The organism is uncultured Slackia sp. (genome assembly GCF_944321625.1).
GTDB lineage: Bacteria > Actinomycetota > Coriobacteriia > Coriobacteriales > Eggerthellaceae > Slackia.
Window position 1 is genome coordinate 1 of sequence record NZ_CALUMA010000071.1, and the last position, 25,219, is coordinate 25,219.

Below are 25,219 nucleotides of genomic sequence, written 5' to 3' on the forward strand. Positions count from 1 at the left end.
GTCCTGACGGCCGCACGTTCGAGGAGACGGTGGAGGCGCTGCGCGGCGAGACGCTGATCATGGCTGACTGCGCCTGTATGGACGACGTGCGCCGCGCTGTGGCGGCCAAGGTGGATATCATCTCCACCACGCTTGCCGGCTACACTGACGACCGTCCCAAGACCGACGGCCCCGATCTGGAGTTCGTGCGTGAGGCGGTGGCCGAGGCGGGCGACATTCCCGTGTTCTGCGAAGGCCGCATCCATACGCCGCAGCAGGCGCGCGAGGCCATGGACGCCGGCGCGTTCGCCGTGGTGGTGGGTACCGCTATCACGCATCCCACGTCCGTCACGGGCTGGTTCTGCGACGCGCTGAAGTAGTAGTTCCGCTGTTCTGCCGAACAGCGGAACGGCTTGATGAGGCGCTACGAAGGCGCTTGCGCCGTTACGCGGCCGCCCGATGCCCCATCTAGCCCCCTGCTCCTCTCGTCGCGTGCGAAGCGCGCTCGGGATCGCGGCGGGGCTATTTGGGGGCATCGGGCGGCCGTTCGCTGTTTGTGCGGCTTCCTGCAAGTTTTTAGTGGGTCTCGCTTACGAGCTTGAGGCCGATGATGCAGCCGATAAGGCCAATGATGAGCAGCACCTTTGCTGTCGATATGGGTTCTGAACCCGTGAGCATGCCGTAGATGACGGTGATCGATGCGCCGATGCCCACCCAGACCGCATACGCGGTGCCGGTGGGAAGCGATTTCACGGCATAGGCAAGGCCGGCCATGCTGGCGATCATTCCAAGAATAAATACCACGGTGGGGACGAGTTTTGTGAATCCGTCCGATTTGCCGAGGGCGATTGCCCAGACGGCTTCCATGCATCCCGAAAGAACAAGAACGATCCAATTCATACGAATCCCTTCTCGACGGTGCGCGTCCTCGCGCGGCGTGCAGATGGTGCGTCGGGCCGCGTCGTTTGCTGCGCCAAGCAGCGAAGGGGCGAGGCGTGCCGAACGCGATATGCGCCGTCTTTTCCAACCTGGTACGGCTGCCCTCGTCAGGGATTCGCACTGCGAATCGGGATGAGTGTATCAAGCGGGGTGGCGACGCGCAAGGCGATGCGGGCCGCCACCCCGCTGATGGACCTCAAGGGCGTTAGAGGGGCTCTTCGCCGGCTTCGTCGTCAGGGGCGGCCGGCAGATGCTTCTCGACGCATGCGACGTATTCGTCCACCGACTCGCGCAGCCGCTCCATGAGCGCGCCGTTGCCCACCCTGTCCCGCATGCGGCCGAACGGGATGAATTCGCTCAGGAGATGCTTCTCGCCCTCTTCGGCGCAGAGCGCGCGATAGCGGCCGATGACCTCCAATGCCCACGGATCGTCGCACGTCACGCCCGATGCCAGAAGTCCGATTGTCTCCGCCGCTATTTCATGCCACGGAGTGAGCGCGGGGCGGGAATGTTCGGGTTCCTCGGCACCGCTATCTTCGTCCAATCCGTCGTAGCGCAGGGAGGCCTTTCCTGCGGAGTGCTGGCGGGCGTTACGAGGGCTCGGCCTCTTGCCGTGACCCGCGGACTCGCTCTTCTCCTCCATGCGCAGCACGAAATCGTCAACGCCTTCGTTGTCGATCGCATCGGCAATCTTGCCCCAATCGACCTCTTCGCCTTGCACGATTTGCTCCTTGAGCTCGCGTAAGGCAACCGCCCTGTGCATGAGGCGCGTGAGCTCGCGCCCGAGCAGAAGGGCCTGCTTGTCGATGAGGCCTTCGAGGCCGTTGACGTCCACGGTGCCGGTCTCTGCCTCGAGGATGGACCGGATGTCTGCCAGCGTGCTTCCTAGGAACTTGAGCACAAGGATGCGCTGCAGTTCGAGTTCGTTCTCCTTGGAATAGAGACGCCTGTTCTGAGGCCCCTTCGCCGAAGGGGCCAGCAGGTGCTTTTGGTCGTAGTATTGGACGGTGCGCACGGTTACGCCCGAGCGTCGTGCGAATTCTCCGACGGTCCAGTATTGTGTAGATTCCATCGCATGCTTCCTTTCCTAGCGATGTCGCCGCATGCTCTGCGGCCTTGCGGCGTGCGCTCCTCCTACCAAATCGGCGTTCCGCTTCGGTCGTCGTAGGCGAGTCGCACGGCACGTCGTGCCACCCTACGTGACGACGCTGCGTCGCTGTCAATACAGTGAAGGGCGCCTGTCTGTGTTCGGGTGCAGAATGGTCGATATCAGGTAGGAAAGAAAGGGAAAAAGATAAATGTTACTGTTATGGCAACAAATATTCACAGACGAAAATAGAGGATAATAGGCGCAACGATGCGAGGTGTTCTGCGACGTCGGGCGGTTGGCGTGATGCTGGCGGGCCGTGCGGGGAGGTGCGGTTGAGGCGAGCTGCGTGAACCGGTCGTTAGAGAGGTAGGTGCATATGAAGGTCCTCATTATCGGCGGTGTTGCCGGAGGCGCTACGGCGGCGGCTCGACTGCGTCGTCTGGACGAGACGGCTGAAATCGTGGTGGTCGAGCGCACGGGATACGTGAGCTACGCGAATTGCGGTCTGCCGTACTACGTGGGCGCTACGATCAAAGACCGCGCTAAACTTACTCTACAGACGCCCGAGAGTTTTCGGAGCCGCTTCAATGTGGATGTGCGCGTGCGGCAGGAGGCCGTGGCAATCGATCGCGCGGCGAAAACGGTTACGATTCGTAGGCTGGAGGACGGGTCGGAGTATGCGGAACCGTACGACAAGCTGATTCTTTCGCCCGGCGCCAAGGCGACGGTGCCCGATTTGCCTGGCCTGGACTCGAATCGGCTGTTCACGCTTCGCACCGTGGAAGATACATTTGCCATCGCCGATTTCATCGAGCGCGAGAATCCGCGAACGGCAACCGTGGTGGGCGCAGGATTCATCGGCCTCGAGATGGCGGAGAACCTGACCGAGCGCGGCATCAAAGTGACGGTGTTGCAGCGCGGCGGGCACGCGATGCCCACGTTGGATGGCGATATGGCGGCGCTGGTACATAATGCGCTGCGCGAGCATGGCGTGACGCTTATGCTGGGTGCGGGCGTGACCGGATTCGAGGAGCGTGAAGGTGGCATGATGCGTACGCTGCTCAAAGACGCTGCTCCGGTCAATTCCGACATGGTGTTGCTTTCGGTTGGTGTGACGCCTGAGAGCGACCTTGCACGTGATGCGGGGCTTGACCTGGGTTTGCGCGGAGCCATCAAGGTTGACGAGCATATGCGCACGAGCGATCCGGATACCTATGCGGTGGGTGATGCAGTGCAGGTGAAGAACTTCGCTACGGGCGATGCGGCGCGTATCGCGCTTGCCTGTCCGGCCAACAAGCAAGGACGCAGCGCGGCGGACAACATCTGCGGCATTCCCCGTGTATTCAAGGGGTCGCAGGGCTCTTCGGTCATGAAGCTCTTCGATAGGACCGTCGCATCGACGGGTCTCACGTGCAAGGCGGCGGAAGCGGCCGGACTTGACTTCGACTACGTGCTGCTTGCGCCTGCCAGCCATGCGACGTACTACCCCGGATCTTCGTCCATGACGCTCAAAGTGGTGTTCGAGCGGCCGAGCGGGCGCATTCTGGGTGCCCAAGCCGTGGGCCGCGAGGGCGTTGAGAAGCGCATCGACGTGATTGCCACCGCCATGAGAGCGCGCATGACTGCGAGCGACTTGACTGAGCTCGATTTGTGCTACGCGCCGCCGTACTCTTCTGCGAAAGATCCCGTGAACATGGCCGGTTACATCATCGAGAACATCCTCGAGAATCGTGTGCGCCAGGTGACGTGGGACGATGTGATGGAGCTTCCAGGGTTTGCGGAAGAGCCGCGCGAGAAGGGCGAGGACAATGCTGTCGAGCCGCCTCTCATTCTGCTCGACTGCCGAACTGCTGGCGAGTTCGCGCGAGGTCACATAGAAGGCGCGCTCCATATTCCGCTTGATGAGCTGCGTGATCGGCTGGACGTTCTTCCGCGCGATTGTGAGATCTGGGTGCACTGCCAAAGCGGCCTGCGCAGCTATGTGGCGTGCCGCATTCTGGCGCAGCATGGGTTCTCCTGCGCCAATGTGGCAGGGGGCTATGGGTTCTACGAGCAGACGGCGCTCGACCGCTGCGTGCGCACCGAAGGCGTGGGCCCGTGCGGCATGGCGGCGGAATAGAGGGGTATACTGGCCATCGTCGCCGCGCAACGCCGGACGCGGTGCGGCGACGATGGACGATTCGCGATGACGAGGATTAGAACGCCGATGCAAGAAGAGATTCTGACCGAAGACCTGTTGGCGCGCCTTTTGACGGCGGAAAAGCCTGAAAGCTATCTGGACCAGGGCGAGACGATCGACCGCACGCTGCCCGATTACCTGTTCGAGCTTCTGGCGGATCGCGGCATGAAGCGTGCCGAGGTGGTGCGCGGCTCGGGCGTCAACGTGACGGTGGTGTACGACATCTTCGCCGGCAAAAGCGTTCCGGGGCGCGATCGCGCAATCATGCTGGCGTTCGGCCTGAAATGCGACCTTCGCGAAACGCAGCGTCTGCTGCGCCTTGCGGGAGCGTCTGAACTTTGGCCCAAGGTGCGGCGCGACGCCATCATCATCTGGTGCATCAACCAGGGCATGACGCGCAGCGAGTGCGACGACGAGCTGTGGCGTCTGGGCGAGAAAACGCTGTTCGGCACCGGTAGTCTGCGCTGACGGCTAATTCAGTGGCCAACTGAAGAATTATCCTTCAAGGTTGATTACAATTCCCATTTGGCGCACAGGCGCTTGGGCGTTGAACGGATTGCCTGGAGGTTTCCCGGAGGCGGCCGCCATGCCACGGGACCGCGAGTGAAAGGGCGATTCGAAACCGCATGCCTGATCAGGGTACATATCCTCTGAACGATGAGCAGCTGATGCACGCGATGAGCGTGGATGACGGCTATCGCGTCGAGCGCGTGCTGGGCAAAGGCGCGGCAGGCGTGACCGAGCTGGTCACTATCGAGGGCTCGGGTCCTTTCGTGCGCAAGAAGATTCCTCGTGAGCAGGCGCGACGCGCGGTATGGGCGGCGCTTGCCGATTGCGAAAGCCGCTATCTTCCCAAGGTGTGGGCAACGTACGAGATGCCTGAGCGCTTCGTAGTCGTTTTGGATTACGTGGCGGGTGAGACGCTCGAGCAGTACGTGAAGCGACTGGGCCGGGTTCCGGCCGACCAGGCTGCCCGTTTGGCGTCGAACATCTGCGATGCTCTGGGGGAGCTCCATGCGCACGGCGTGATTCATCGAGATATTTCGCCCGTTAATATCATCGTGTCTGCGGACGGGGCGCATCTTATTGACCTGGGGATTTCTCGCATCGGCGGGAAGGGTGTCGCACGCGATACCGCGCCTTTCGGCACGCCTGGGTTCGCGGCGCCCGAGCAGTACGGGTTTACCGAGACCGATGCACGGTCGGACATCTATTCGGTAGGGAGGGTACTGGGCTATATGCTCACCGGCATCAAGCCGGGCGACGACGGATTCGAGCTTGCACTTTCCCAGGATGATTCCATTCCGCTGCTAGTGCGTAACGCGGCGTTGAAGGCGAGCGCGTTCGAGCCGAGCGCACGGTTCCAAAGCGCAGCCGATATGGCGGCGGCGCTCGGTGATGCTATGTCTTCGGGCTCTGGTTTGACGGCGAGTTCTGCTGCTTTGCGGCGGGAGTTTGGTGGCGTCGATGCGGATGCGTCATCGGCGCGTCGCGATGTCGCTTCGGTGCCGAATGTCTCTTCGCATGCAGGGGCTGCCAATGGTGATGCGGGTTCGGTATCGAGCCGGTCGGTAATTTCCTCAACAGCGAACCCTGAGCCGGGTTCGGTGGAAGATTCGGCGTGGCATCCCGGCGGCGCGAAAAGCAATGAGAAGAGCAAGGCATGGGGCAGGGCGCGTATCGCGGCCCTCGTTGTCGCCCTCGTTCTGGCCGCGTTGGCGTCTGTTGCGGGTATCGCTCTCGCGCTTCGCGGGGGAGGTCTATTGCTTTTGCCTGGCGATGGTTCGTCTGGCGATGCCCGTGCCGACATAGTTGCGACCGATTCTTCCAACGGCGCCGATGCTGGATTTGGCTTGTCGGATGGCTCCGATGGTTCGGGCGCGGGTTCTTCGAACGGTGTCTCCTCGGGCGCTACGGCGGGAAGCGAGGGTGCTTCGGAGGCGTCGCTCGACATCGTGGAGTCGGGGTGGCATGCGGATTCAAACGGATACGTGTGCTATGCATTCGCGTTGCGCAACACGAGCTCCGACGCCAAGGTTGATTTTCCGGCGGTCGAGATTACCGGGCACGACAAAGACGGCGCCGTGCTTTTTACCGAAACACAGGTGCTGAATGCGATTCTTCCTGGTGAGATTCTGTATTACGGCGGGCTGGCCGGCAACGGCGGAGGCGAGACGCCTGCGACCGTCGAGTTCGTTCCGGCGAATCCGGACGAATGGAGCGTGTCTGCCTACGATGGCGCGGAGAATTCGTTTGTCGTTTCGGGTCTGAGGGAGCAAGACGATGGCCTAGGTGCCTTGGTATTCACCGGCGAAGCGACCGCGAAATCAATCGGCTACACGGGATCCGGCGGCGGATCGGGGAGCGTGTGTGTCTCTATCGTGCTGCGCGATGATGCGGGCAGGATTGTCTACGGCTGCAACGGTTTTGCCGCCATGCCTGCCGAAGGGAAGAGCGTTCCCTTCGAGATTCCCAGTTTCGGTCTCGATGTGCCGCCCTATGCGTCCATAGAGGCCCATGTCCAGGTGTGGTAGCTGATTTGCGGCTCTGCGGGTCGGCTTAGTAATTGGCATAGATGCTTGAAAACTCGTGATGTACATCAGATTTCGCTGAGAACGCCACTTTTTTCGACTTGCGAACATTCCGTGCAAGGTGATCTTGCTTCAATTGCTGTATTCGATACGCTTCTCGATTGCCCTTTGGGAAAAGGACGCGATGGACGATACTATGACCTGGGGAAACTTTCACATCTCACCAGCGGGGTTGCTGACGGACTGATTGACAGATGCCGAAACGGACTTCCTTCTTCTGGTTTGCAGTGACGAACAGTTCGTAACTCGATAAAAATGGCGTTTTTCGCGTTTCTGAATGTACAAGAGGTTCGCAACTCGAGTTTTCTGCCATGGGTTGGTTTCGGTTGCATTCCGGGATTCGCATGGGCAGTCTGTTCTATGCACGAGCGTTACTGTGCGTGGGGCGGTCTCATACTGTTTTGATTTGCAATCCGCTCTCCGTCTATCCAGAAATCGGGCCAACCAGCGAATTGGAACCCAAAATTCAGTTGGCAACTGATGAAACGATTCTTTCTCTTCCTCACACTGAGTACCGTCGTCGATATCGCGAGGGCGGGATATTGGTTACGTGTCGGATTGCATTGTTCGTATGCGGTGCCTTCCATAGCGCTTCGCGGGATTCGGGGTAATCAGATGGTGTCCCAATGGAAGGTGGAAGCATGGAAAACCTTAACGAAACAAAGGAAGAGGCGGAATCGCGCTCTTTGCCGATTGAACATGCGGCGGAGGTGGAGGAGACTGTAAAAAAGACACCTCTATGGAGGCGTCCTGTTTTGCCTGCTACGATTGCTATTGTCGCTGCAGTGATTCTGGTTGCATCGTTCTTTTTGCCGTACGCCTCTGCGGTGGAGGAGTACCGCGAATCACTCGAGGCGGTTCCGGACGCATGGCTCGATGAGTCGTTGGGGATGACCGCCTCTGACATCGTTGATCTATCCCTTTTCGAATATGCCAATGCGTATGCCTCCATGGCCAGCAACGGATGGGGCGATAGTTGGATGATCATCGCCGGTCTTATAGCTTCGGTGGGGGTATTCGCCGTATTAACTCTGCTGTTTGCATTGCTTCGAAAGGCGACTCCGACTGCTTTGTTCGCCGCGTTGACGCTGGCGGTCTCCCAAATTGTTAGCTGGGACTTTGCCGAAAGAGGGGTCATGCCGAGTAATTCGTATGAACCAGGTCTTTCCACTATGCTGCTCATCGTCGCGTCTGTCATTGCTATAGCGGCAGCTATCTGGCTGTTCATCGCCAAATTCAAAGCAAAACGAGAAAACTCTTAGTACGGTCACACGATGAAAAAGGAGGCACTGATGAAAAAGATTGTCGCTCTCGTCTGCTCCGTTTGTATTGTGGCGATGCTCGCATCATGTTCGGCGGGAGAAAACCAGGAACCGCAAGAAACGTCACAGGCAAGTTCCGAAAGCGTTCAGGGCTCTGAGGAACAAATGCCTGTAGCGAACAATCCGGAAGACATCCTTAATAGCATCCAAAGCGATTTCGAGTCCACTATTACTGAGCTCAATGGGAGCCTGGACAATGTGAAATCCGCTATCGGGGAAACCTTCGACGGATACGTGGAGAATGAGCAGATGCTGCTTGACTGGTACGAAGAGGCGGAAAACGCGACGCAAAGTCTTGGCGAGAGAACCGTAGAAAATGGTCGAGCTTACTTTAAGGCGGTTGCTGCCACAATCGACCATGAGGATTCTCGCGCGTTAGAAGATGCATTGGATTCGTATTACGACACCGTGTATGAAGATGCGTACGAGATGTACTACGACGCAATCTATGAGGATGCGTACGAGGCGATATACGATGCTTATTACGACGGCATACTCAGCGACGCGTATGACTCCATGTGGGAGAATAATTACGACGAGTGGTCTGACGTAAGCAGCGGCTGCTACAAATACTGGTCGAGAAGTATGTCCGATGTCTACAAGCATTGGTCTCGGTCGAAATCTGATGTGTATTCCGATTGGTCTGACGTCAATGGCGGTTTTCTGTATAGCGACGAATTTGACGTGGATGTCCTCCTTGGTGGCGGTTCGAATAGCGAGCCATCCGAAGAAGGTGCGGATGACGCCGAAGGAGCGGATGCTTCCAGTGGATCGAAAGATGCCAGTGAAGGAGAAGTCGTTGAATCTTCGGCCGAGGGCGTAGATCCTGAATTCAAGTCGATGATTGACGAATACGAGGCATTCTTTGATGAGTACGTTGAGTTTATGAACACGTATCAAGACAGCGATTCCTCTTGGGAGATGTCTGCCGATTACGCCAATATGATGGCTCAATATTCCGACACCATGGAAGCAATGAGCGAGGTAGACGGCAGCTCTTTGTCCAATGAAGAGCTTGCGTATTATACGGATGCCCAGCTTCGCATCAATGAGAAGCTATCTGAGATTCAGTAAGTACATCGTTCTGCGCCATTCGAATCAAAAGATTCGATATGCCTTTGCGTGTCATGAGATTGCCCGTTGTCATATGATGACGGGCAATTTGCGCTACGATAGCCCAGAAATCATTGGACAATGCAAAGGAATCTCATGAAAACGAATCGCGAATTGGAGAGGGCGTTGGCGTCGGTCGATCGCAGGGGGTATCCAGCGTATAAGTCGTTGCGCGGCGCGTATGATTTCGGCGATTTCGTGCTCTCCATCGACCATGTACAGGGGGATCCTTTCGCGTCGCCGTCGAAGATGAGCGCGCGCATTCCTGCGCGTGTCACGGGATTCGAGCCGCAGATGCATGACGCGCCGCATCGCCGCGTAGCGCTTGAAGATTGGCTGGTTCGCCGCTTCGCCGCGGAGTGCGCCCGCGTAAACTTCAAGGCGGGCGGCTCGGGCAAGAGCGGCCTTATCGGCACGAGCAGGCCGGGTCCTGAGGTGCTTGCGCGCTCCGCTTGCGAAATCGCGCCCGATGGCTCGCTGGTGCTGAGGCTTGAGGCGGGGCTGCCGGCTCGCGGCCGCACGATCGACGCGCGTGCCGCCGCGCGCATGCTGCTCGAGCTGGTTCCTCAATGCGTGAGGAGGGCACTGCCGCACGATGCCACTGCAAAAGCAGAGGCGGGAAGCGCCGTGCGCCTCGCCGACGATCAGCGCGCCGTGCGTCGGGAGCTCGACCGGTTTGGCCTGGTGGCATTCGTGGCGAACGGCTCCATCCTTCCGCGCGAGAGCGGCGTATCGCAGCGGCCGCTCCAAGGCGCGCGTCCGTTCGCTTCTCCTAGCGCAATGCGTGTCGAACTCGATTTGCCGCATCGTGGCCGCGTGTCGGGCATGGGCATCCGCCGCGGGGTGACGCTTATCGTGGGCGGCGGCTATCACGGCAAATCCACGCTGCTCAAGGCGCTGCAAGAGGGCGTGCATAACCATGTTGCGGGCGACGGGCGCGAGCTGGTGATAACCGACGCGACCGCCTGCAAGCTGCGCGCCGAAGATGGGCGTGCGGTGCATGACGTGGATATATCGCCCTTTATCGACAACTTGCCCGACGGGCGCGACACCCACGTTTTTTCGACGGCGGATGCGAGCGGCAGCACCTCCCAGGCGGCGTCGACGGTCGAGGCGCTCGAAGCGGGCTCGCGCGTGCTGCTCATTGACGAGGACACTTCCGCGACGAACTTCATGGTGCGTGACGCGCTTATGGAAGCGGTGGTCGCCGCCGAACATGAGCCCATCACTCCGTTCGTGGAACGCGTGAGGGAGCTGTGGGAGAAGCATGGCGTGAGCTCGGTGATCGTGGTGGGCAGTTCGGGCGCGTTTTTCTCCGTTGCCGATGCGGTGGTGCAGATGGATCGCTACGAGGCGCACGACATCACGAACCGTGTGCGCGAGGTATGCCGCGAACGCGGGGTGCCGACGCTGGACGCGAATGCGGGCGAGGGCTCGAGCGGCGAAGCGGGATCCGGGGTTGAGGCATACGAATCGCCTGATGAAAGGGTGGCAGCGCGGGAAACATTCGCCGAAGGACGGCGAATTCGTTTGGCTGCGGGGCCGCACGCGGAGCGCCGTCGCAGGGGCGGCGGGAAAAGCAGCGCTTCGGGCAAGGATGCGCGTAACGAGCGTAATGCGCTCAAGGTGCGCGCTCACGGCCTTGACGAGTTTTCCGTGGGCACCATCTCAGTGGATGTGCGCCAGGTCGAACAACTGGTAGATGCGGAGCAGGTCGCGACGCTCGCCCAGATGATGCGCATGGCGCTAGAGCTTGAGTTGTGTGACGGCACGCGCGCTCTTCCCGACATCGTCGATGCGGTGTACGCGAAATTCGAGAAAGACGGCTGGCGTGCACTTTCAAGCCGTGGCGAGGCGGTCTGCGGTCTGGCCCTTCCGCGCAAAGAGGAGCTGCATGCGTGCCTCAATCGCTGGCGAGTGCGATAGGGCGGAATGCGAGTAGGATCTTTTGCGTAAGGGTTGCGCAACGGATTGCATATGCGGCGGTTCCGGCGATGCGCCTCTGATAAGGTGGTTTCAACGACTATCACTGCAGCGTTTCGATTGCGAGGTTGTGCCATGGCTGCCACACCGACGAATTCCTCCGCATTTCCCGAAGTTTCGGCCGCATCATCCTCCAAAACCGATTTCGATGTGACCCCGGACGTCCATACTTCTGCTGCCTGCGAGGCGTCGTCTGCGCCGCAAACGCCCGATGCGGCGTTGCCATCTCACAATGAGGGCAAGGCTTCCGTTTCCGCTGGTCAGCGGGCGCGCGGCGCAGCCCAGATGGCGGGAGGTGCAGCATTGGCGGTAGCGGGCGTACCCATGCTCGTGCTACCTGGCCCAGGAGCGGTCGCCATCGTGGGCGGCGCTGCTATGGCGAGCAAGGGACATCGCGTCATGACCGGGCGCGAGGCGACCCCCGTCGAAGCGAAGCTCGACGCCGCTTCGGAGAAAATGGTCGAGGTGACGAAAGACCAAGCCGAAAAGGCATTAGACAAAGTCGCGATGAACGGCCCCGATGTGGTTGCGCGCGCCCGCGAAGCCGCGCCCATGGTGGCAGGCAAGGCGGCGGTGGTGGCAACGAAGGGCGCGGGCATGGCCGTCAAGGGTTTGGGCGTCGTCGTCAAAGGTGCTGTCGCGGCGGGCAAAATAGCAGGCAAAATGGCAGGCAAGGCGGGCGCCAAGCATGCCACCAGGCGCAAGCAGGCGAAAAAGGCGAAGTGAGCCGTGCGTCGACATTCCTGCGACAAAGCCCGCGGAATCTATTCGTTTGGCGTAAACGTCTGAATATCAGGGTTTATGGGCGGGTTGCCGAGTAGCGCGAAGAATTGCTTGATATCACCCCAGGTCAGAGGCTCGCATATTTTTGCTTACTTAGCGAAGTTCCGCTAAACCCTGATATTGAGCCATTTACTCGCTCGGGCGAAAGAAGCGGCGGGCGCGCGCCTTTGCTGAACGTCAGTTTTCAGGGCGATTTCCCTGTGCCGAGGCGTGGGATTGCATCAGCCGCTATATCTACTGTGCTTTACGGGGTGGTGCTATCATGCGTGGTTGGACGAATAGTGATCGCATGATGATAGCGTGTTGCAACGACGGAACGCGCCCGGTTATCTTTCGCATCGAGCGCATCGATATTTCCGAGACCGAGGACGAACGCGCCTGGCTCGAACGCCAGGATTTCTCCAATTCGGCGGAGGATGCGTACACGGGAGCCTAAGCTCGGACCGGTCGGAGCTTAGGCGCGAGACGTATGCTGGCTTGTTGGTGACTGGGCTGCAGCGAGACCGGATGGGTTCAAGGCGTATGCCGGCCTCGCTGCAGCCCAGTCTCATTCCCCCACAAAACGGTAGCCTATTCCCACGTCGGTTGCTATGAAACGCGGGCTTGCGGGCGTGTCGCCCAGCTTGCGCCTCAGCGATGCCATGGTTACGCGGAGCGTGCGATAGCTGTCTGTCGAAGGGTATTTCCAAACGGCATTCTGGAGAAATCGATGGGTGAGCGCCTTTCCGGGATTTTCCATCATGGTTTTCAAGAGGTCAAATTCATGAGGTGTCAAGTGTACGGTTGCGCCGTCGAGTGTCACGGTGCGTGCATCGAGGTTGACGGTCAGACTGCTCACGCTATAGATTCCGGCGTTTTCTGCAGTCTTTGAGGCATGATGTCTGAGCGCCACTCGAATGCGCGCAAGAAGCTCCGCCATGCTGAAGGGCTTTGACACGTAATCGTCCGCCCCCGCGTCAAGCGCCGCCACCTTCTGGGCATCCTGGGTTCGTGCAGTGAGTACGATGATGGGCGTGTCGCCCTCCTTGCGAATTTGCGCCAGCACTTCCATGCCGTCGAGGTCGGGAAGTCCCAGGTCGAGAAGGATAAGGGCGGGCGCATTGGCATCGTTAAGCGAGAGCGCTGTAACACCGCATGCGGCTTCATATGTCCGGTAGCCTTCGGCGCGAAGAGCCACGCGCAGCATTCTTCTAATGGTGGAATCGTCTTCGACGATAAGGATCTCATCCATGGCGCTCCTCGTCTCGTTCTCCGTCTTCTGCAGTAGGGGCGGGGGCATCGTCTTGCGTCAGGGGCAGAAGGAATTCGAAGGTTGCTCCGCCTTCAGGGTTGTTGCGCACGCGGATAGTTCCGCCGTGCGCCTCTACGATAGCTTTGCAGATGCTCAGACCCAGGCCGATGCCGCTTTTGCCTCGGTCTCCAGCATTCTCGCTCACGAAGCGTCCGAAAATTTTATCTAAAAGCTCGGGGGCTATGCCGCCTTTGTCATCGGTCACTCTGAACGCGGCGAAGGAACCACGTTGCCTTGCTGAAACGCGGATGTGCGAATCGGGGGCGGAATGCTTGATGGCGTTGTCAATGAGGTTGATGAGCACCTGTCGAATGAGCTTTCCGTCCATGGGAACCACCAGTACGTCATCGGGCAGATCCATTGAAATCTCGTGTTCGCCGCGGCGCGAAGCCAAGTGGGCAACGGCATCCCCGATAACGTCGTCAACTACCTCGGGCTGAAAATTCAGCGGCACATCTTCGTCTTGCACGCGCGTCATGCTCAGCAGGTTGTCTATCATGTCGGAGAGCCAGCGAGCATCCTCAGAGATGGAGTTCAGGAGCTCGTCGCATTCGCTTGGCTCTATGTGGCTTCGGTTTTTCGCCAAAAGCTCCGCATTGCCCTGAATGCCGGCGAGGGGCGTGCGCAGATCGTGGGATACGCTTCGCAGGAGCGTGGTCTTGAATCGTTCGCGCTCGATTTTAAGATCGTCGGCGCGGGCGCGTTCTTCCAGGTTGTTGCGTTCCACGGCGACGACGGTTTGGGCTATTACGGAGTCGAGGAACGTTTTGGCATCGCGGTCGATGCTGCGCTCGCCGCACTCCACCGCCACGATGCCATACGTTTTGGTCTTGGCCGCAAGGGGCAGGTAGCGCATTTTGCAATTAGGGTAGCCAGCTATGCCGGCACCGGTCTGGTAGCCTTGGTCGAAGCATTCCAACGAAGCTTCGACTTCGGCGTGGGAGGCGTCCGGGTTGTCAGCGTGCGGTCTGCCAAGCGTGATTGACACGGGCATGCCCAAGATCGAGGTCAGTGCTTTGCTCGTGGAATCGCATGCGGCCTGCGCGGACGTGCTGTCGATGAGTCCGGCGCTTATCTTGTTCAGTCGCCGGAGCGCCGTGGCGTTTCGCTCTGCGATTCCGATCTGGCTTTTGAGTCGGTTAGTGAGCGCGGCGCATACGAGCGCGACTACCGCGAATATGAACAGCGTGATGACATCGGTTTTGCCGAATACGAGCAGCGAGAAGTGCGGCGCGGCGAAGAGCAGATCGTAGGTCAGAAGGTAGAGAACGCCCAAGGCGATGCCCCACGGCCCGGAATCGGTTTCTATGACGGCGATGAGAATGCCCAGCACAAAAAGCAGGAAGCTCGCCTCGGACTCCATGCCCAGGAGCCAGAATCCATAGGATGCCGCTATGCCGACAACGTACAGAGCTGCTACGATGCCCGCGTTTTTGAGGTTTGCCCTAACGGTGCGCGACATGCCTCGCCTCCTCGCCGATGCTCTTCAGCATCCATTTTAGTCCGAAAATGAGAGGGAATATTTCCAAGCGCCCGAATAGCATGGCGATTGATGCGACAATGAGCACCGCATCGGGCGATCCTGCTTGGATGAATCCCACGCCTATTCCCGTGTTGCCCAGGCATGATGCCGATTCGAATAGGGCATCGCCCAACGAGGCGCCGAACAGGGAGAATATGAAGCCGCACGCTATGAGGAGCAGCAGGTAGACGCCTACGAACGTGCGAACCGAAGCGATCTCTTCTGGGGTGCATTCGATGGATGCCCCGAAGCGATTGATCTTATTGCTATACACGCGCCTGCGATGCCCGAACTTGTCTCGTAACGCCCAGATGAGGCTTTTTACGCACACGACGAGCCTATACACCTTGATGCCGCCCGAGGTTGATCCCGCCTCGCCTCCGATCACCATCAGCAGCATGAGGATATACAGAATGCCGGGCGCGAGTGCTCCGAAGCTCGGCACGGTCTGGAGTCCTGTCGACGTCATGACTGAGACCGCTTGGAACACGCCCGCTCGCGCCGCATCCAAAAGGGAACCGGCCTGCCCCGAGGCATAGAGCAATCCCGCAATCATGACGGAGGTCCCTGCTGCGATCGCAAGAAACATCGGCGTTTCCGCGTGTCGGAGGAAGGTGCGGAACTTTCCTCGTAAGAGCATGAAGTTCAGGAGAAAATTCGTGGCGCCCGCGACCATGAGCGCCACCGTGATGGCCTCGATGGCGGGACTGTCGTAGGATGCCATGCTGTCGGGGCGAACGGCGAAGCCGCCGGTCGATACCGCTGAAATGGAGATGTTTACCGCGTCGAATGCCGGCATGCCCGCCACAATATACGCCACTGTGCCCACGGCGATGATGGCGGTGTAAAGCACGAGCACCATGCGCGCCGAGCTTGAAGTGCGCGCCAAGAGGCGCTCGGTGTGCCCTTCTGCACTGTAGAGCTTCAAGCCGTGGGAATCGCTCACGATGCAGGCGAGCATAAGGATGAGCCCTACACCGCCCACGTAGTGCATCATGGAGCGGTGCAAGAGGAGCATCATTGGGCATGAGGCAACATCCACCACCGAAAGACCCGTGGTGGTGAGTCCGCTCGTGGATTCGAATATCGCCTGGGATGCGTCGAGCGTACCCGAGCACACCAGGGGCACGGCGTAGGCGATTATGGCGAGGACCCAGATGAGGAGCGTGGTACCGGCTGCTTCAGCTCGGGAGAGCGTGAGCGCCCGCCCGTCTTTCGCGAGGAAAAAACAAATTAGGTAGCCTGCAAGCATCGTTGTCACGGCGGGGAAGATGATGCAGGGCGCAAGGGGTGCTTCCTGCGGACGAAAGAGGAGCACGACGAGCGGGACGAACATCGTCGCGCCGATGAGCATGAGCGCCGTGCCCGTGTACCGCGCAACGGTATGGGCGCTGTTTCGGTGCGCGCTAGTCATGGCCGCCCATTGCCTCCATCGAGGCCTGCTCGATCAGGCGCGACACCATGTACGTAGCGCTTATGGCCGAGGATATGCCCAATTTTTTGAATACGGCGACGTTGCGGGGATTGTACACGGTACATACCGCGTGATCGATTCCGAAATACCGTCGTGCCATGTCGCACACCACCAGGTTGTCGGCATCGTTGTCGCACATGGCTATGACCAGGTCGAACCCTTCGATGTCGGCATCGTCAAGTACGTATCGTTTTGTGGCGTCGCCGTATACCACGGCTGCGTCATGGCGCGAGGAGAGGTATTCGCACCATGGGCGATTCCCGTTGACGGCAACCACGCTGTTGCCGCTTTTCATGAGCGATTCGATTAAATAGTCGGTGCGGGATCGTCCGCCCGCGATGAGGATACGCATGGGGTGTCTCCTAGCGAATGCCGGCGAGTTGTCGCAATTCATTGACGCACAGCTTGTGTGGGCAGATGGCTTGGGCGGTGCCTTCTTCCAGCATGGAGGCAAGATCCTCGTCTTCGATGCGGGCGAACACGCGCCCAACGCCGAAGATGTCACTTGCTATGCGCGCTATGAGGTAGTTGGTCGAATCGGCGTCGGTTGACGCGAACACCAGCGAGGCGTCGGCCAGGCCGTGCGCTTCAAGCGCCGCGATGTCCGAGCCGTCAGCTATCACGGTTTGCCCGCCGAATCCTATGTCGAGACCCGCGAAAGCGGAGGGGTCTTTGTCGATTGCCGTCACCTCAAACTTGGCATCGGAAAGCATGTTCGCCGCCGAAAGTCCGAGAGCTCCGCATCCTATGACGATGGCGGTCTTGATGCTTATGATGCCCATGGAATCCCCTTGCGTGTGTTGCCTGCCAAATGTCTTCAGTATAGGAAAAGCCGTATTAAAACGGTCTTAAGATTTTGGAGCGTCCAATGCCGGGCCCGCTCGACGGCTTCATCGAGGCATGAGCCCGCTTATTGCCGTGGCGATGCGTTTCTGTTTCGGCGATAGGGCACGTCCTGTCGGCGAATTTCGCCCTCGGTTTCGCGCGCGACGCGATACACTCGCAAAAAATGATCCCAACGGAAAGGGCATGCAATGACGATTTCTAAAGCGGCGATTATCGGCAGGGGTGCCGTGGGGCTTTTGTACGGCAGCTTGATTGCGCGAAATATCGGGCCTGACGCGGTTGAGTTCGTGATGGACGACGGGCGCTATGCGCGGCATGCGGGCGAGGTCGTGACGATAAACGGCGCTCCGTGCGGTATCGCGACCGTTCCTGCGAGTGAAGCGCAGCCTGTTGACCTGGTGATTCTTACAGTGAAGGCACCGGGTCTCGATGATGCTATCGACACGATGGAGCATCTGGTGGGGCCGCAAACGCGCATCGTCTCGCTGCTCAATGGCGTTACAAGCGAGGAGCGCGTGGCGGCTCGATTCGGGTGGGAGCGCACAGTGCTCTCCGTCGCCCAAGGAATGGACGCCGTGTTCATCGGCGCCGATATGACTTACACGCATCCCGGCGAGATTCGTTTCGGTGCAGCCGATGGCACGGCGCCCGGCGTGGTGGAGGATATCGCCGATTTCTGCGCGCGCGCCGGCATCGCGCACACGGTGGAGCCCGATATCCGCCACCGTCTATGGACAAAACTCATGCTCAACGTGGGTATCAACCAGACGTGTATGGCGTATGACGGCACGTATGGTTCTGCGAGCGAAGCGGGAAGCGAGCAGAACCGCTGCTTCGTCGCCGCCATGCGCGAAGCGCTCGCGGTTGCGCAGGCGGAAGGCGTCGGCGTGGCCGAGGACGACCTGTCGCAGATGGCTGCGCTCATCGCGTCGCTCGACCCCGACGGCATGCCCTCCATGGCGCAGGATCGCATCAATGGAAAGCCCACCGAAGTGGAGGAATTCTCCGGAACCATCATTCGCCTGGCCGACAAACACGGCATCCTCGTGCCGCAGAACCGCTGGCTCTACGAGCGCATCCGCGAGATCGAGGCGGGCTACGCGCGATAGTGCGATGGGCCTACAGCGGGCACCCCTCGGCTTTCCGCGTCTCATCTTGCTGTCCGTCCGTCGTTGACGCTCGGGCAGCGCGTGGCCGATGGCGGATCGCGCAATATCGCCACCTATGCGAACTCCGTCCTTGACGCCCGGGAAACGCGTGGCCGACGAAGCGGTGCCCTTTTGCAGCGTGCGGGCTATAATGGTGCGTATCGAAGTATTCCAGGCGCCGCAAGGCGCATGCGGTGACGGACGCATCGCTTCGGCGCCGCGCGAGGGAACGGGGGCCGCCCATGCTCGTGACTACGAAGGATATGCTCGATAAGGCGTTTGCCGAAGGGTATGCCATTCCTTCGCCCGACTACGTTGATTCGAATTCGGTACGGGCATATGCCCAGGTGGCGGGCGAGTTCCATGCGCCGCTCATCCTGAGTTTCGCTGAGGTACATCTGGAGCAGATGGGCATCGAGGAGGCGGCGCTTCTGGGCAAGTTCTACGCCGAGCGCATCGACGCCCCCATCGCCCTCCACCTCGATCACGGCGTGCACATGGACGTCATCGAAGAATCCATCGCGCGCGGATTCACCTCCGTCATGATTGACGCCTCCAGCGAGGACCTTTCTGAAAACATTCGCCGCACCAAGGCCGTGGTCGATCTGGCGCACGCCCATAACGTGACCGTGGAGGCCGATATAGGCCACGTGGGCACCGAGGAAGAAGGCAACCCGCATGCGCTTTCCGAGAACGTGTACACCGAGGTGGCTGCGGCGAAAGAGCTGGTAGAGGTCACGGGCGTGGATTCGCTTGCCGTGTCTATCGGCACCAAGCACGGCGCGTACAAGGGCGAGCCGCATATCAATTTCGAGCGCTTGGCCGAGCTCAAGGCGGCACTGAACATTCCGCTGGTACTGCATGGCGGTTCCGGCTCGGGGGATGAGAATCTGGCGCGTTGTGCGCAGGGCGGCGTCGCCAAAGTCAATCTTTATACCGATTTCATCGTGGCGGCGCGCGACGCCGTGTATGAGCAGCATCCGGACAACTGGGTCAAGCTGCTCAACACGGGAGACGAGGCCATGAAGGCAGTGCTGCGCCATTACTACCGCGTTCTGCGCTGTGTGAAATAGAGTGCCGAAAGCCGAGCGGGCCTGCGGGGCCGGTCGGCTTTTCTCTTGTAAAGGAGGCGTTTGCTGTGATTACGAAAGACGAATTGGTCGCGCGTTTGAAGAACGCATGCGCCGAGGTGCGCGCCGCGGAGGGCGAGCTCACTGAAATCGACTCGCATTTCGGAGATGCCGACCACGGGTTGACCATGGTCAAGATCGCCAATGCCATCGAGGGCGCCGTGGACGAGGCGGACGGTGGCATCCAGGAGATGCTCGACGATGTTGCCATGGCGGTCATGGTGCTCAACGGCGGAAGCGCCGTGCCTCTATGGAACACGTGGCTCGACGGCCTGCAAGAGGAAGCGCCCGAGGCAGATGCGGCTGATGCGGCGCAGCTCAAGGCCATGTTCGCCAACGCGCTCGAGGAACTGTCCGATATGAGTGGCGCAGCGGTGGGCGACAAGACCATGATGGACGCCTTCATTCCCGCATGCGAGGCCATAGCGGCGTGCGAGGGCGATGAGGCGGCGCTGTTCGAAGCCGCCGCAGTCGCCGCCGAGGAGGGCGCCGAGAATTCGAAGAACTTCCCCTCGAAGTTCGGCCGTGCGAAAAGCTACGGAGGCAAGACCATCGGCACGCCTGACGCAGGTGCCGTGTCCATGGCTCGGTTCTTCCGGGGTCTCGCGAAGGCATAGCGGCCGATGCTTCGTGCGAGCGGCGCGTTCGCAGCGTTGCCGCATGAGGCGCATTGCACTGGTACGGTCGGGCTCGGCGTACGACGTGCGGGCCCGTAGGAAAACGGCGAAAAGGAGCCAAGCATGATGAAGAAGTTCATCAACAGCCAGGAGACCATCACCGACGAAGAACTCGAGGGGTTCGGCCTGGCGTATGGCGACATCCTGGAGGTCGACGGCCACACCGTGGTGAGCAAGGCGCTTGCCGGCGCCGACCGCGTGGGCATTGTCACGTATGGCGGCAGCGGCCATGAACCCGCCCAGAAGGGCTTCGTCGGCGCAGGCATGCTGGACATCCAGGTAGACGGCGACATCTTCGCCGCCCCCAACGGCGCCGCCGTGTTCGAGGCCATGAAACTGGCCGACAAGGGCCACGGCGTGCTGCTGCTCACGCTCAACTATGCGGGCGATCAGCTGGCGGGCAAGCAGGCCATGAAGCTGGCGAAGAAGGCCGGCATGAACGTGCGCCAGGTTGTCACGGGCGAAGAGATCAAGTACGACCCCGAGGGCGAAGACAACCAGCGCGGCCTGGCCGGTTGTGTGCCGCTGTACCACATCGCCGCCGCCGCTGCGGCCGAGGGCAAGTCGCTCGACGAGGTGGCCGACATCGCGCAGCGCTACGCCGACAACATGGCGTCCATCACGGTGAAGTCCACCGACGCCACCCACCCGCAGAACGGCATGAGCTTCGGCGATCTGGGCGAGACCGACCAGATGGAGATCGGCGCCGGCCAGCACGGCGAGGGCGGCGGCGTGCGCGTGCCCATGGCTTCCTCCAAGGAAACCGTGGAGCTCATCGCGCCCAAGCTGGTTGAGGCCGTGGGTCTTGAGAAGGGCGACAAGGCGTTCGTCATGATCAACGGATGTGGCGCCACCACCATGATGGAGATGCTCATCCTGTACAAGGACGCCGTGCGCTATCTCGAGGGCCTGGGCGTCGAGGTCGTGGCCAACATGGTGGGCGAGATCCTCACCGTGCAGGAGGCCGGCGGCTTCCAGATGAACATCGCCAAGTGGGACGACGAGTTCGTGCGTCTGTGGAACACCCCGGCTCACACGCCCGTGTTCTTCAAGGAATAAGGGAGGCATTCATGTCTGCTGAATACATGCACGTAGGGATTCCCGTGCTCAATAAGAAGCCCAATATGGTCTACAACGAATGGGGCGGCTTCTGGGTGAACGAGAGCGTGGACGAGTACGACTACAGGATCGAGTACCTCAAGTTCGAAGAGGGCACGCGCTTCCCCGAGATCCTGTCCAAGCAGCCGCATGTGGCTTACAGGGTGGACGACTTGGATCCCTATGTCGAGGATGCTGATCGCACGATTTTCGGGCCTGAGGATTTGGGTGGCGGCGTGCGCATCGCATTCGTGGTGAAGGACGACGCCATCATCGAGCTTTACGAGGAGAAGTAAGGCGTTTGTTGTGCACGCTTCGATAGTTGGGAGCGTACGGAAGGGTCGAGACTAGAAAGGGCGCTGGCATTGCCGGCGTCCTTTGCGTTTCTTGGCGTTCTTGGGTCTTTTGCATATGTCAGACTTCTTCCGGTTCTTCGTCAGTTTTTAGAATCTCTCCCGACCATTCGAGGAGCAGGTCAACCATGGCTTGGCGCTCGATGTCTGTTGCGGGGCAATTCGCTTTCCAGCTGCGTCCAATCTCAAGAATACGTGCTTCGTTTTCGGGTCCGTTATCTTCGAGGTGCTGGGCAAGTTCGGCTTTCGTGCGAGGGTAGATGCCCGTGCGCGCGAAGTGGAGCGCCTGCAGCGTGAAAAACGCGCCTTTGAACAGCGATTGGAGGATTTCGTCAATCGCATCGCCGTCGAATACGGAGGCATGACATGCGGCGTGGTAGATGCCTGATGCGCCGATGCGGGCGGCCTGGATGGCGTCGTCGCGCGTGAAGCTGCCCACGATGGGCGCGAGGTCGCCGTATATTGCGTGGGTGTCGTGCGCGAATTGGAACAGCTCGTGGCGCGGCCAGGCGGCGAGCACATCGGCGGCTCCTACGAATCCGCAGGCGAGCTCGGCGTGCGGCATGCTCTGGATAAGCGTGCGGTATCGTGCCAGGTCCGCGGAGCGAACATGGTCAAGCAGCACTACGAGGTCGATGTCGCTTCCTTTATGGGCTTCGCCGCGAGCCCGGCTGCCTTGGAGACCTACGAACACCAGGCGATTGCCGAATTCTTCTTGAAGTTTCACCGTCGCTTCATGCGCCCAGGCGAATGCGTCCATGGGTGGCTCCTCTCGATTGGATTTATGAATAGTGTAGCTGAGGAATGCGCGGCGAAGCCACTATTAAGAAGACGCGTGGTCCTACGCTTTCGGAACGTGCTGTTTCAGGCTGCCTGGTCGGCGCTGGCGAAACGGTGCTTGGGCAAGGAGATTGCGCCTCGGCCCGTTAGCCAAAAGCCCGCAAGGGCCTATTGCATGGCAGTTTTGTCGAGTATGTAATCCGGGAAGACGTGAAAAACGCAGCTCCTGTCAATTATTCGGAGTATGTAATCCATCGAGAAGGATTTTGACGGTCCTGTCTTATTGGTCTTGGGCCAATTTCGCCACATTGGCTCCTTATAAGTCGGTTTTTAGCTGCCTTTCTCGGATCTGCAAGGCGTTTATCGTCGTTGGCGCAAGAAAAAAGACACTGAATGGATTACATACTCGATAAAACTGTCAGCAATCCTGATTTGGACGTGAATCCGGATTACATACTCAAGAAAATTGCCAGCTTCTACCGCCTGAACTTCTCCAGTGCCGATTTTCTTTCACATGAGAGGGGCGGCGGCTTGCTTATGGGCATGGGGCAACGACGAGATTGCGACCCACGGACGATCTTCAGCGAGTCGCGACGCTGCTGTTTGCGAGCGACGGTACAACGGTGCAATTGCGAGCAGCGGGCTGGTGCCCGGTGGGTTGTGATGCCGCCGCTCGTGGGTTTGCCGCTGCTGCTCGTGAGCCGTGACGCAAAGGTGCAAGTGTGAACAGCGGGACCCCGATCTGCATTGCTGCATGCGAAAACGCTGCGACTGCTGGCAATTTTGATGATGATAGTCTTGCATAGCAGGTTATAATGTTATATAAAGAATATAACAAATAGAATAAAAGAAAGGAGTGAAGATGGCTGCCGATGTGAAGAGAGGCGAAGAATTTGCGGCGGACGAGCGAAAAGACGCAGGAGGGCGAATGGACGAGCGTGGGTGGAAGGACGAAGGGCCCATGGTGAGCGAGCGCATAGTCGAAAGGGTGCACAGCGGCAAAGGCGAGCGCAGCGCGAAGTGGACGCCGGGCAAGCGGGCGGCGGTGTTCGTGGGCATAACGTTCGGCCTTACGTGGGCGATTGAGTTCGGTGTGATCTGGCCGCTGGCAACCGGCAGCGCGGGACCGATCTCGGGTTACGGTATGGGCGGCATGAGCATGCTGGTGTATGCGCTCATCTCGCTCATGATGTTCATGCCCATGGTGGGCATGCTGCTTACGCGTCTGATTACGCGCGAAGGCATGCGCGACGCGTGGTTCAAACCGGTGAAGTTTCGCCGCACGTGGAAGTGGTGGATCGTCGCGTGGCTGGGCACCATCGCGCTTGCCGCAGTCGGTGCCGTGGTGTATTTCCTGCTGTTCCCGGGCGACTTCGATTCGTCCATGAGCGCCATGGTGGCTACCACGATGGAAACCGTCCAGGCCCAGGGTCTCTCGCTTCCCGAGGACCAGGTGCGCATGGCGCTTTATAGCCAACTGATCACGATGCTGTTCGTGCCGTTCATCAACATCGTTCCTGCGTTCGGCGAGGAATGGGGCTGGCGCGGCTACCTGATGCCTAAGCTGCTCGGGCGCTTCCGTGTGGTGCCGGCGCTGCTCATCATGGGCGTGATCTGGGGTTTGTGGCACATGCCGCTCACCATGCTGGGGCACAACTACGGCGTGGGCTATGCGGGGTATCCGTTCCTGGGTATCGCCGCTATGTGCTGGATGTGCTGCAGCATGGGCGTGTTCCTGGCGTTCCTCACGCTGAAGACGGGTACGTGCATCCCGGCGGCGCTCGCGCACGGCTTCTTCAACGGATGCGCGGCGGCAGGTACGCTCTTCTCGGCTACGGGTGGCAATGCGCTGGTGGGCCCGGGTGCGATGGGCGTGCTGGGCGTTGTCGGCTTCACCGTCGTGGCGGTTGCGATGCTGGTGGCGCTGCATCGCCGCGAGCGCGCCGGCCTGCCGCTTTCTGTGCGGGAGGAATGCGATGCGGGTGACGAATCCGGCGGAAAGGCTGCACGCGATAATGGGCTGCCTCAGCGCCCCGATTCTCCAAGTGGTGCATAGATTTTGCGGAACCGTTGTTGCGGGCGTGGTCTATGGCGCGGACATCGATTTTACGATGTGGCCACGAGCCTTCGACGTGTGAGTCGGTTTGCGGGTACAATGAATTCGACGGCTTCGGCGGTCCGGGGTTTTGACGGTCGGAGGCCATGATTGACGAATGATGAAAGGCGGGCAGGATGTCGAGCGGATGCGAAAAAGGCGATTCGTCGCTTGAGACGAGCGCTTCCGCATCGCGCCCGCCTCGTTCAGTTGCGCTGGTGAATGCCGCAGGCTGCATTGGCGCGGGTAACGATGCTTGCAATTCCATAGAGTTTCTTCTGGACGATTTCGAAGAGGCGTATCGCGCCTATGCCCATGAGATGGCGCAAATGTTCGGAGTTTCCGATGACGTAACCACGCCGCGGTTCGTGCGCATGGCGCCCCAGGGAGATGACGCCTTTGCTGCGCATGCGGAATGCGGCTCCGTGGTCATCGGTTATGCGCTTGAGGCTGACGAAGATGCCGCCGGGTCTATCGCCAACGCTGTTCGGCTGCTGTCTCCGGTCGATGCTTCGCGTGGCATGCGCGTTTACGCAATCGCCGTTGACCATTCCTACGATGCGGAAAACGCCCTTGTCTCGTTGGACGCTTTACGGGTTTCCTGCAGCGAGGCGGGGCTTCTTTTTTCGGGCGGCGTCTTAATCGGCGGCGGGGCGTTGTTACCGCGTCTGGTGAACAAGCCGCGGATGGGTGCGGCGCGGCGCCGCGTGTCCGAGGCGACCGATGAACTCATCGAAGCCGTGCGCGAAGGCCGCGATGCGGGCATCATCAAGGCGAAGCCGCCTATGCCTCGCTTTTTATATAACAGGCTGCTTTAATCCGCAGC

General features: G+C 59.9%; 24 protein-coding genes, 1 pseudogene and 1 riboswitch. Of the genes and pseudogenes, 17 read left to right on the plus strand and 8 right to left on the minus strand.

Annotated elements, in window-relative coordinates; genetic code table 11:
* Nucleotides 1-359 (plus strand): annotated as a pseudogene (locus Q0J60_RS06460) (N-acetylmannosamine-6-phosphate 2-epimerase); the annotation flags it as partial.
* Nucleotides 360-555: 196 nt separating this feature from the next.
* On the opposite strand, the gene Q0J60_RS06465 reads toward Q0J60_RS06460, so the two are convergent.
* Nucleotides 556-879: a multidrug efflux SMR transporter gene (locus tag Q0J60_RS06465; protein WP_123209428.1), complete on the minus strand. Its 324-nt coding sequence runs from the start codon at nucleotides 877-879 to the stop codon at nucleotides 556-558.
* 108 nt (nucleotides 880-987) lie between these two features.
* Nucleotides 988-1,050: riboswitch (guanidine-III (ykkC-III) riboswitch) on the minus strand.
* Between the two features lie 73 nt (nucleotides 1,051-1,123).
* Nucleotides 1,124-1,990, minus strand: a complete 867-nt coding sequence (locus tag Q0J60_RS06470) for a MerR family transcriptional regulator (RefSeq protein WP_294439701.1) — start codon at nucleotides 1,988-1,990, stop codon at nucleotides 1,124-1,126.
* Between the two features lie 394 nt (nucleotides 1,991-2,384).
* Here Q0J60_RS06470 and Q0J60_RS06475 point away from each other — a divergent pair, with 394 nt between their 5' ends.
* From Q0J60_RS06475 to Q0J60_RS06510, 8 genes are all read left to right on the plus strand, one after another.
* Nucleotides 2,385-4,127: an FAD-dependent oxidoreductase gene (locus Q0J60_RS06475; protein ID WP_294439703.1), complete on the plus strand. Its 1,743-nt coding sequence runs from the start codon at nucleotides 2,385-2,387 to the stop codon at nucleotides 4,125-4,127.
* 87 nt (nucleotides 4,128-4,214) lie between these two features.
* Nucleotides 4,215-4,655: an XRE family transcriptional regulator gene (locus Q0J60_RS06480; protein WP_294439704.1), complete on the plus strand. Its 441-nt coding sequence runs from the start codon at nucleotides 4,215-4,217 to the stop codon at nucleotides 4,653-4,655.
* Between the two features lie 158 nt (nucleotides 4,656-4,813).
* Nucleotides 4,814-6,721 carry a serine/threonine-protein kinase gene (locus Q0J60_RS06485; RefSeq protein WP_294439706.1) on the plus strand — a complete coding sequence of 636 codons (1,908 nt, stop codon included), beginning with the start codon at nucleotides 4,814-4,816 and terminating at the stop codon, nucleotides 6,719-6,721.
* Nucleotides 6,722-7,419: 698 nt separating this feature from the next.
* A complete protein-coding gene (locus tag Q0J60_RS06490) occupies nucleotides 7,420-8,040 on the plus strand; it encodes a hypothetical protein (RefSeq protein ID WP_294439708.1) in 621 nt (206 codons plus the stop codon).
* Nucleotides 8,041-8,070: 30 nt separating this feature from the next.
* Nucleotides 8,071-9,174 (plus strand): DUF6591 domain-containing protein, encoded by a 1,104-nt coding sequence (locus Q0J60_RS06495; protein WP_294439710.1) that lies wholly within the window; start codon nucleotides 8,071-8,073, stop codon nucleotides 9,172-9,174.
* A gap of 135 nt (nucleotides 9,175-9,309) precedes the next feature.
* Complete coding sequence (locus Q0J60_RS06500; protein WP_294439712.1) at nucleotides 9,310-11,139, plus strand: ABC-ATPase domain-containing protein; 1,830 nt, start codon at nucleotides 9,310-9,312, stop codon at nucleotides 11,137-11,139.
* 132 nt (nucleotides 11,140-11,271) lie between these two features.
* Nucleotides 11,272-11,922: a hypothetical protein gene (locus Q0J60_RS06505; protein WP_294439715.1), complete on the plus strand. Its 651-nt coding sequence runs from the start codon at nucleotides 11,272-11,274 to the stop codon at nucleotides 11,920-11,922.
* Nucleotides 11,923-12,106: 184 nt separating this feature from the next.
* Nucleotides 12,107-12,415, plus strand: a complete 309-nt coding sequence (locus tag Q0J60_RS06510) for a TIGR04076 family protein (protein ID WP_294439757.1) — start codon at nucleotides 12,107-12,109, stop codon at nucleotides 12,413-12,415.
* Between the two features lie 111 nt (nucleotides 12,416-12,526).
* On the opposite strand, the gene Q0J60_RS06515 is transcribed toward Q0J60_RS06510, so the two are convergent.
* Genes Q0J60_RS06515 through Q0J60_RS06535 form a run of 5 tightly spaced genes read right to left on the minus strand, consistent with a single transcriptional unit; the run spans nucleotide 12,527 to nucleotide 17,048 of the window.
* The gene (locus Q0J60_RS06515) at nucleotides 12,527-13,210 is read right to left on the minus strand and encodes a response regulator (RefSeq protein WP_294439717.1); all 684 of its coding nucleotides are present in this window, start codon (nucleotides 13,208-13,210) and stop codon (nucleotides 12,527-12,529) included.
* Nucleotides 13,203-14,732 carry an ATP-binding protein gene (locus Q0J60_RS06520; RefSeq protein ID WP_294439718.1) on the minus strand — a complete coding sequence of 510 codons (1,530 nt, stop codon included), beginning with the start codon at nucleotides 14,730-14,732 and terminating at the stop codon, nucleotides 13,203-13,205. Before Q0J60_RS06520 ends, Q0J60_RS06515 begins: the two co-directional genes overlap by 8 nt.
* Nucleotides 14,716-16,206: a TrkH family potassium uptake protein gene (locus tag Q0J60_RS06525; protein ID WP_294439720.1), complete on the minus strand. Its 1,491-nt coding sequence runs from the start codon at nucleotides 16,204-16,206 to the stop codon at nucleotides 14,716-14,718. Before Q0J60_RS06525 ends, Q0J60_RS06520 begins: the two co-directional genes overlap by 17 nt.
* Nucleotides 16,199-16,618 carry a TrkA family potassium uptake protein gene (locus tag Q0J60_RS06530; RefSeq protein ID WP_294439723.1) on the minus strand — a complete coding sequence of 140 codons (420 nt, stop codon included), beginning with the start codon at nucleotides 16,616-16,618 and terminating at the stop codon, nucleotides 16,199-16,201. Before Q0J60_RS06530 ends, Q0J60_RS06525 begins: the two co-directional genes overlap by 8 nt.
* Before the next feature lie 10 nt (nucleotides 16,619-16,628).
* Nucleotides 16,629-17,048: an NAD-binding protein gene (locus Q0J60_RS06535; protein WP_294439724.1), complete on the minus strand. Its 420-nt coding sequence runs from the start codon at nucleotides 17,046-17,048 to the stop codon at nucleotides 16,629-16,631.
* 252 nt (nucleotides 17,049-17,300) lie between these two features.
* Here Q0J60_RS06535 and Q0J60_RS06540 point away from each other — a divergent pair, with 252 nt between their 5' ends.
* The 5 genes from Q0J60_RS06540 (at nucleotide 17,301) to Q0J60_RS06560 (ending at nucleotide 21,461) form a co-directional block, all read left to right on the plus strand.
* Nucleotides 17,301-18,221: a ketopantoate reductase family protein gene (locus Q0J60_RS06540; protein WP_294439726.1), complete on the plus strand. Its 921-nt coding sequence runs from the start codon at nucleotides 17,301-17,303 to the stop codon at nucleotides 18,219-18,221.
* A 281-nt stretch (nucleotides 18,222-18,502) separates the two neighbouring features.
* Nucleotides 18,503-19,333: a class II fructose-bisphosphate aldolase gene (locus Q0J60_RS06545; RefSeq protein ID WP_294439727.1), complete on the plus strand. Its 831-nt coding sequence runs from the start codon at nucleotides 18,503-18,505 to the stop codon at nucleotides 19,331-19,333.
* A 65-nt stretch (nucleotides 19,334-19,398) separates the two neighbouring features.
* A complete protein-coding gene (locus Q0J60_RS06550) occupies nucleotides 19,399-20,007 on the plus strand; it encodes a DAK2 domain-containing protein (protein ID WP_294439729.1) in 609 nt (202 codons plus the stop codon).
* A 123-nt stretch (nucleotides 20,008-20,130) separates the two neighbouring features.
* Nucleotides 20,131-21,126: a dihydroxyacetone kinase subunit DhaK gene (locus Q0J60_RS06555; RefSeq protein WP_294439730.1), complete on the plus strand. Its 996-nt coding sequence runs from the start codon at nucleotides 20,131-20,133 to the stop codon at nucleotides 21,124-21,126.
* Nucleotides 21,127-21,137: 11 nt separating this feature from the next.
* Nucleotides 21,138-21,461 (plus strand): hypothetical protein, encoded by a 324-nt coding sequence (locus Q0J60_RS06560; RefSeq protein ID WP_294439732.1) that lies wholly within the window; start codon nucleotides 21,138-21,140, stop codon nucleotides 21,459-21,461.
* A 118-nt stretch (nucleotides 21,462-21,579) separates the two neighbouring features.
* Here Q0J60_RS06560 and Q0J60_RS06565 read toward each other — a convergent pair whose 3' ends face one another.
* A complete protein-coding gene (locus Q0J60_RS06565; protein ID WP_294439734.1) occupies nucleotides 21,580-22,278 on the minus strand; it encodes a nucleotidyltransferase domain-containing protein in 699 nt (232 codons plus the stop codon).
* A 413-nt stretch (nucleotides 22,279-22,691) separates the two neighbouring features.
* On the opposite strand from Q0J60_RS06565, the gene Q0J60_RS06570 reads away from it, so the two are divergent.
* The 3 genes from Q0J60_RS06570 to Q0J60_RS06580 all read left to right on the plus strand — a co-directional run bounded on the left by Q0J60_RS06570 (nucleotide 22,692) and on the right by Q0J60_RS06580 (nucleotide 25,211).
* On the plus strand, nucleotides 22,692-23,024 hold the full coding sequence (locus Q0J60_RS06570; RefSeq protein ID WP_294439735.1) for a hypothetical protein: 333 nt from the start codon (nucleotides 22,692-22,694) through the stop codon (nucleotides 23,022-23,024).
* Between the two features lie 136 nt (nucleotides 23,025-23,160).
* Complete coding sequence (locus tag Q0J60_RS06575) at nucleotides 23,161-24,354, plus strand: CPBP family intramembrane glutamic endopeptidase (RefSeq protein ID WP_294439737.1); 1,194 nt, start codon at nucleotides 23,161-23,163, stop codon at nucleotides 24,352-24,354.
* A 176-nt stretch (nucleotides 24,355-24,530) separates the two neighbouring features.
* The gene (locus Q0J60_RS06580) at nucleotides 24,531-25,211 is read left to right on the plus strand and encodes a hypothetical protein (protein WP_294439739.1); all 681 of its coding nucleotides are present in this window, start codon (nucleotides 24,531-24,533) and stop codon (nucleotides 25,209-25,211) included.
* The last annotated feature ends 8 nt before the right edge of the window (nucleotides 25,212-25,219 follow it).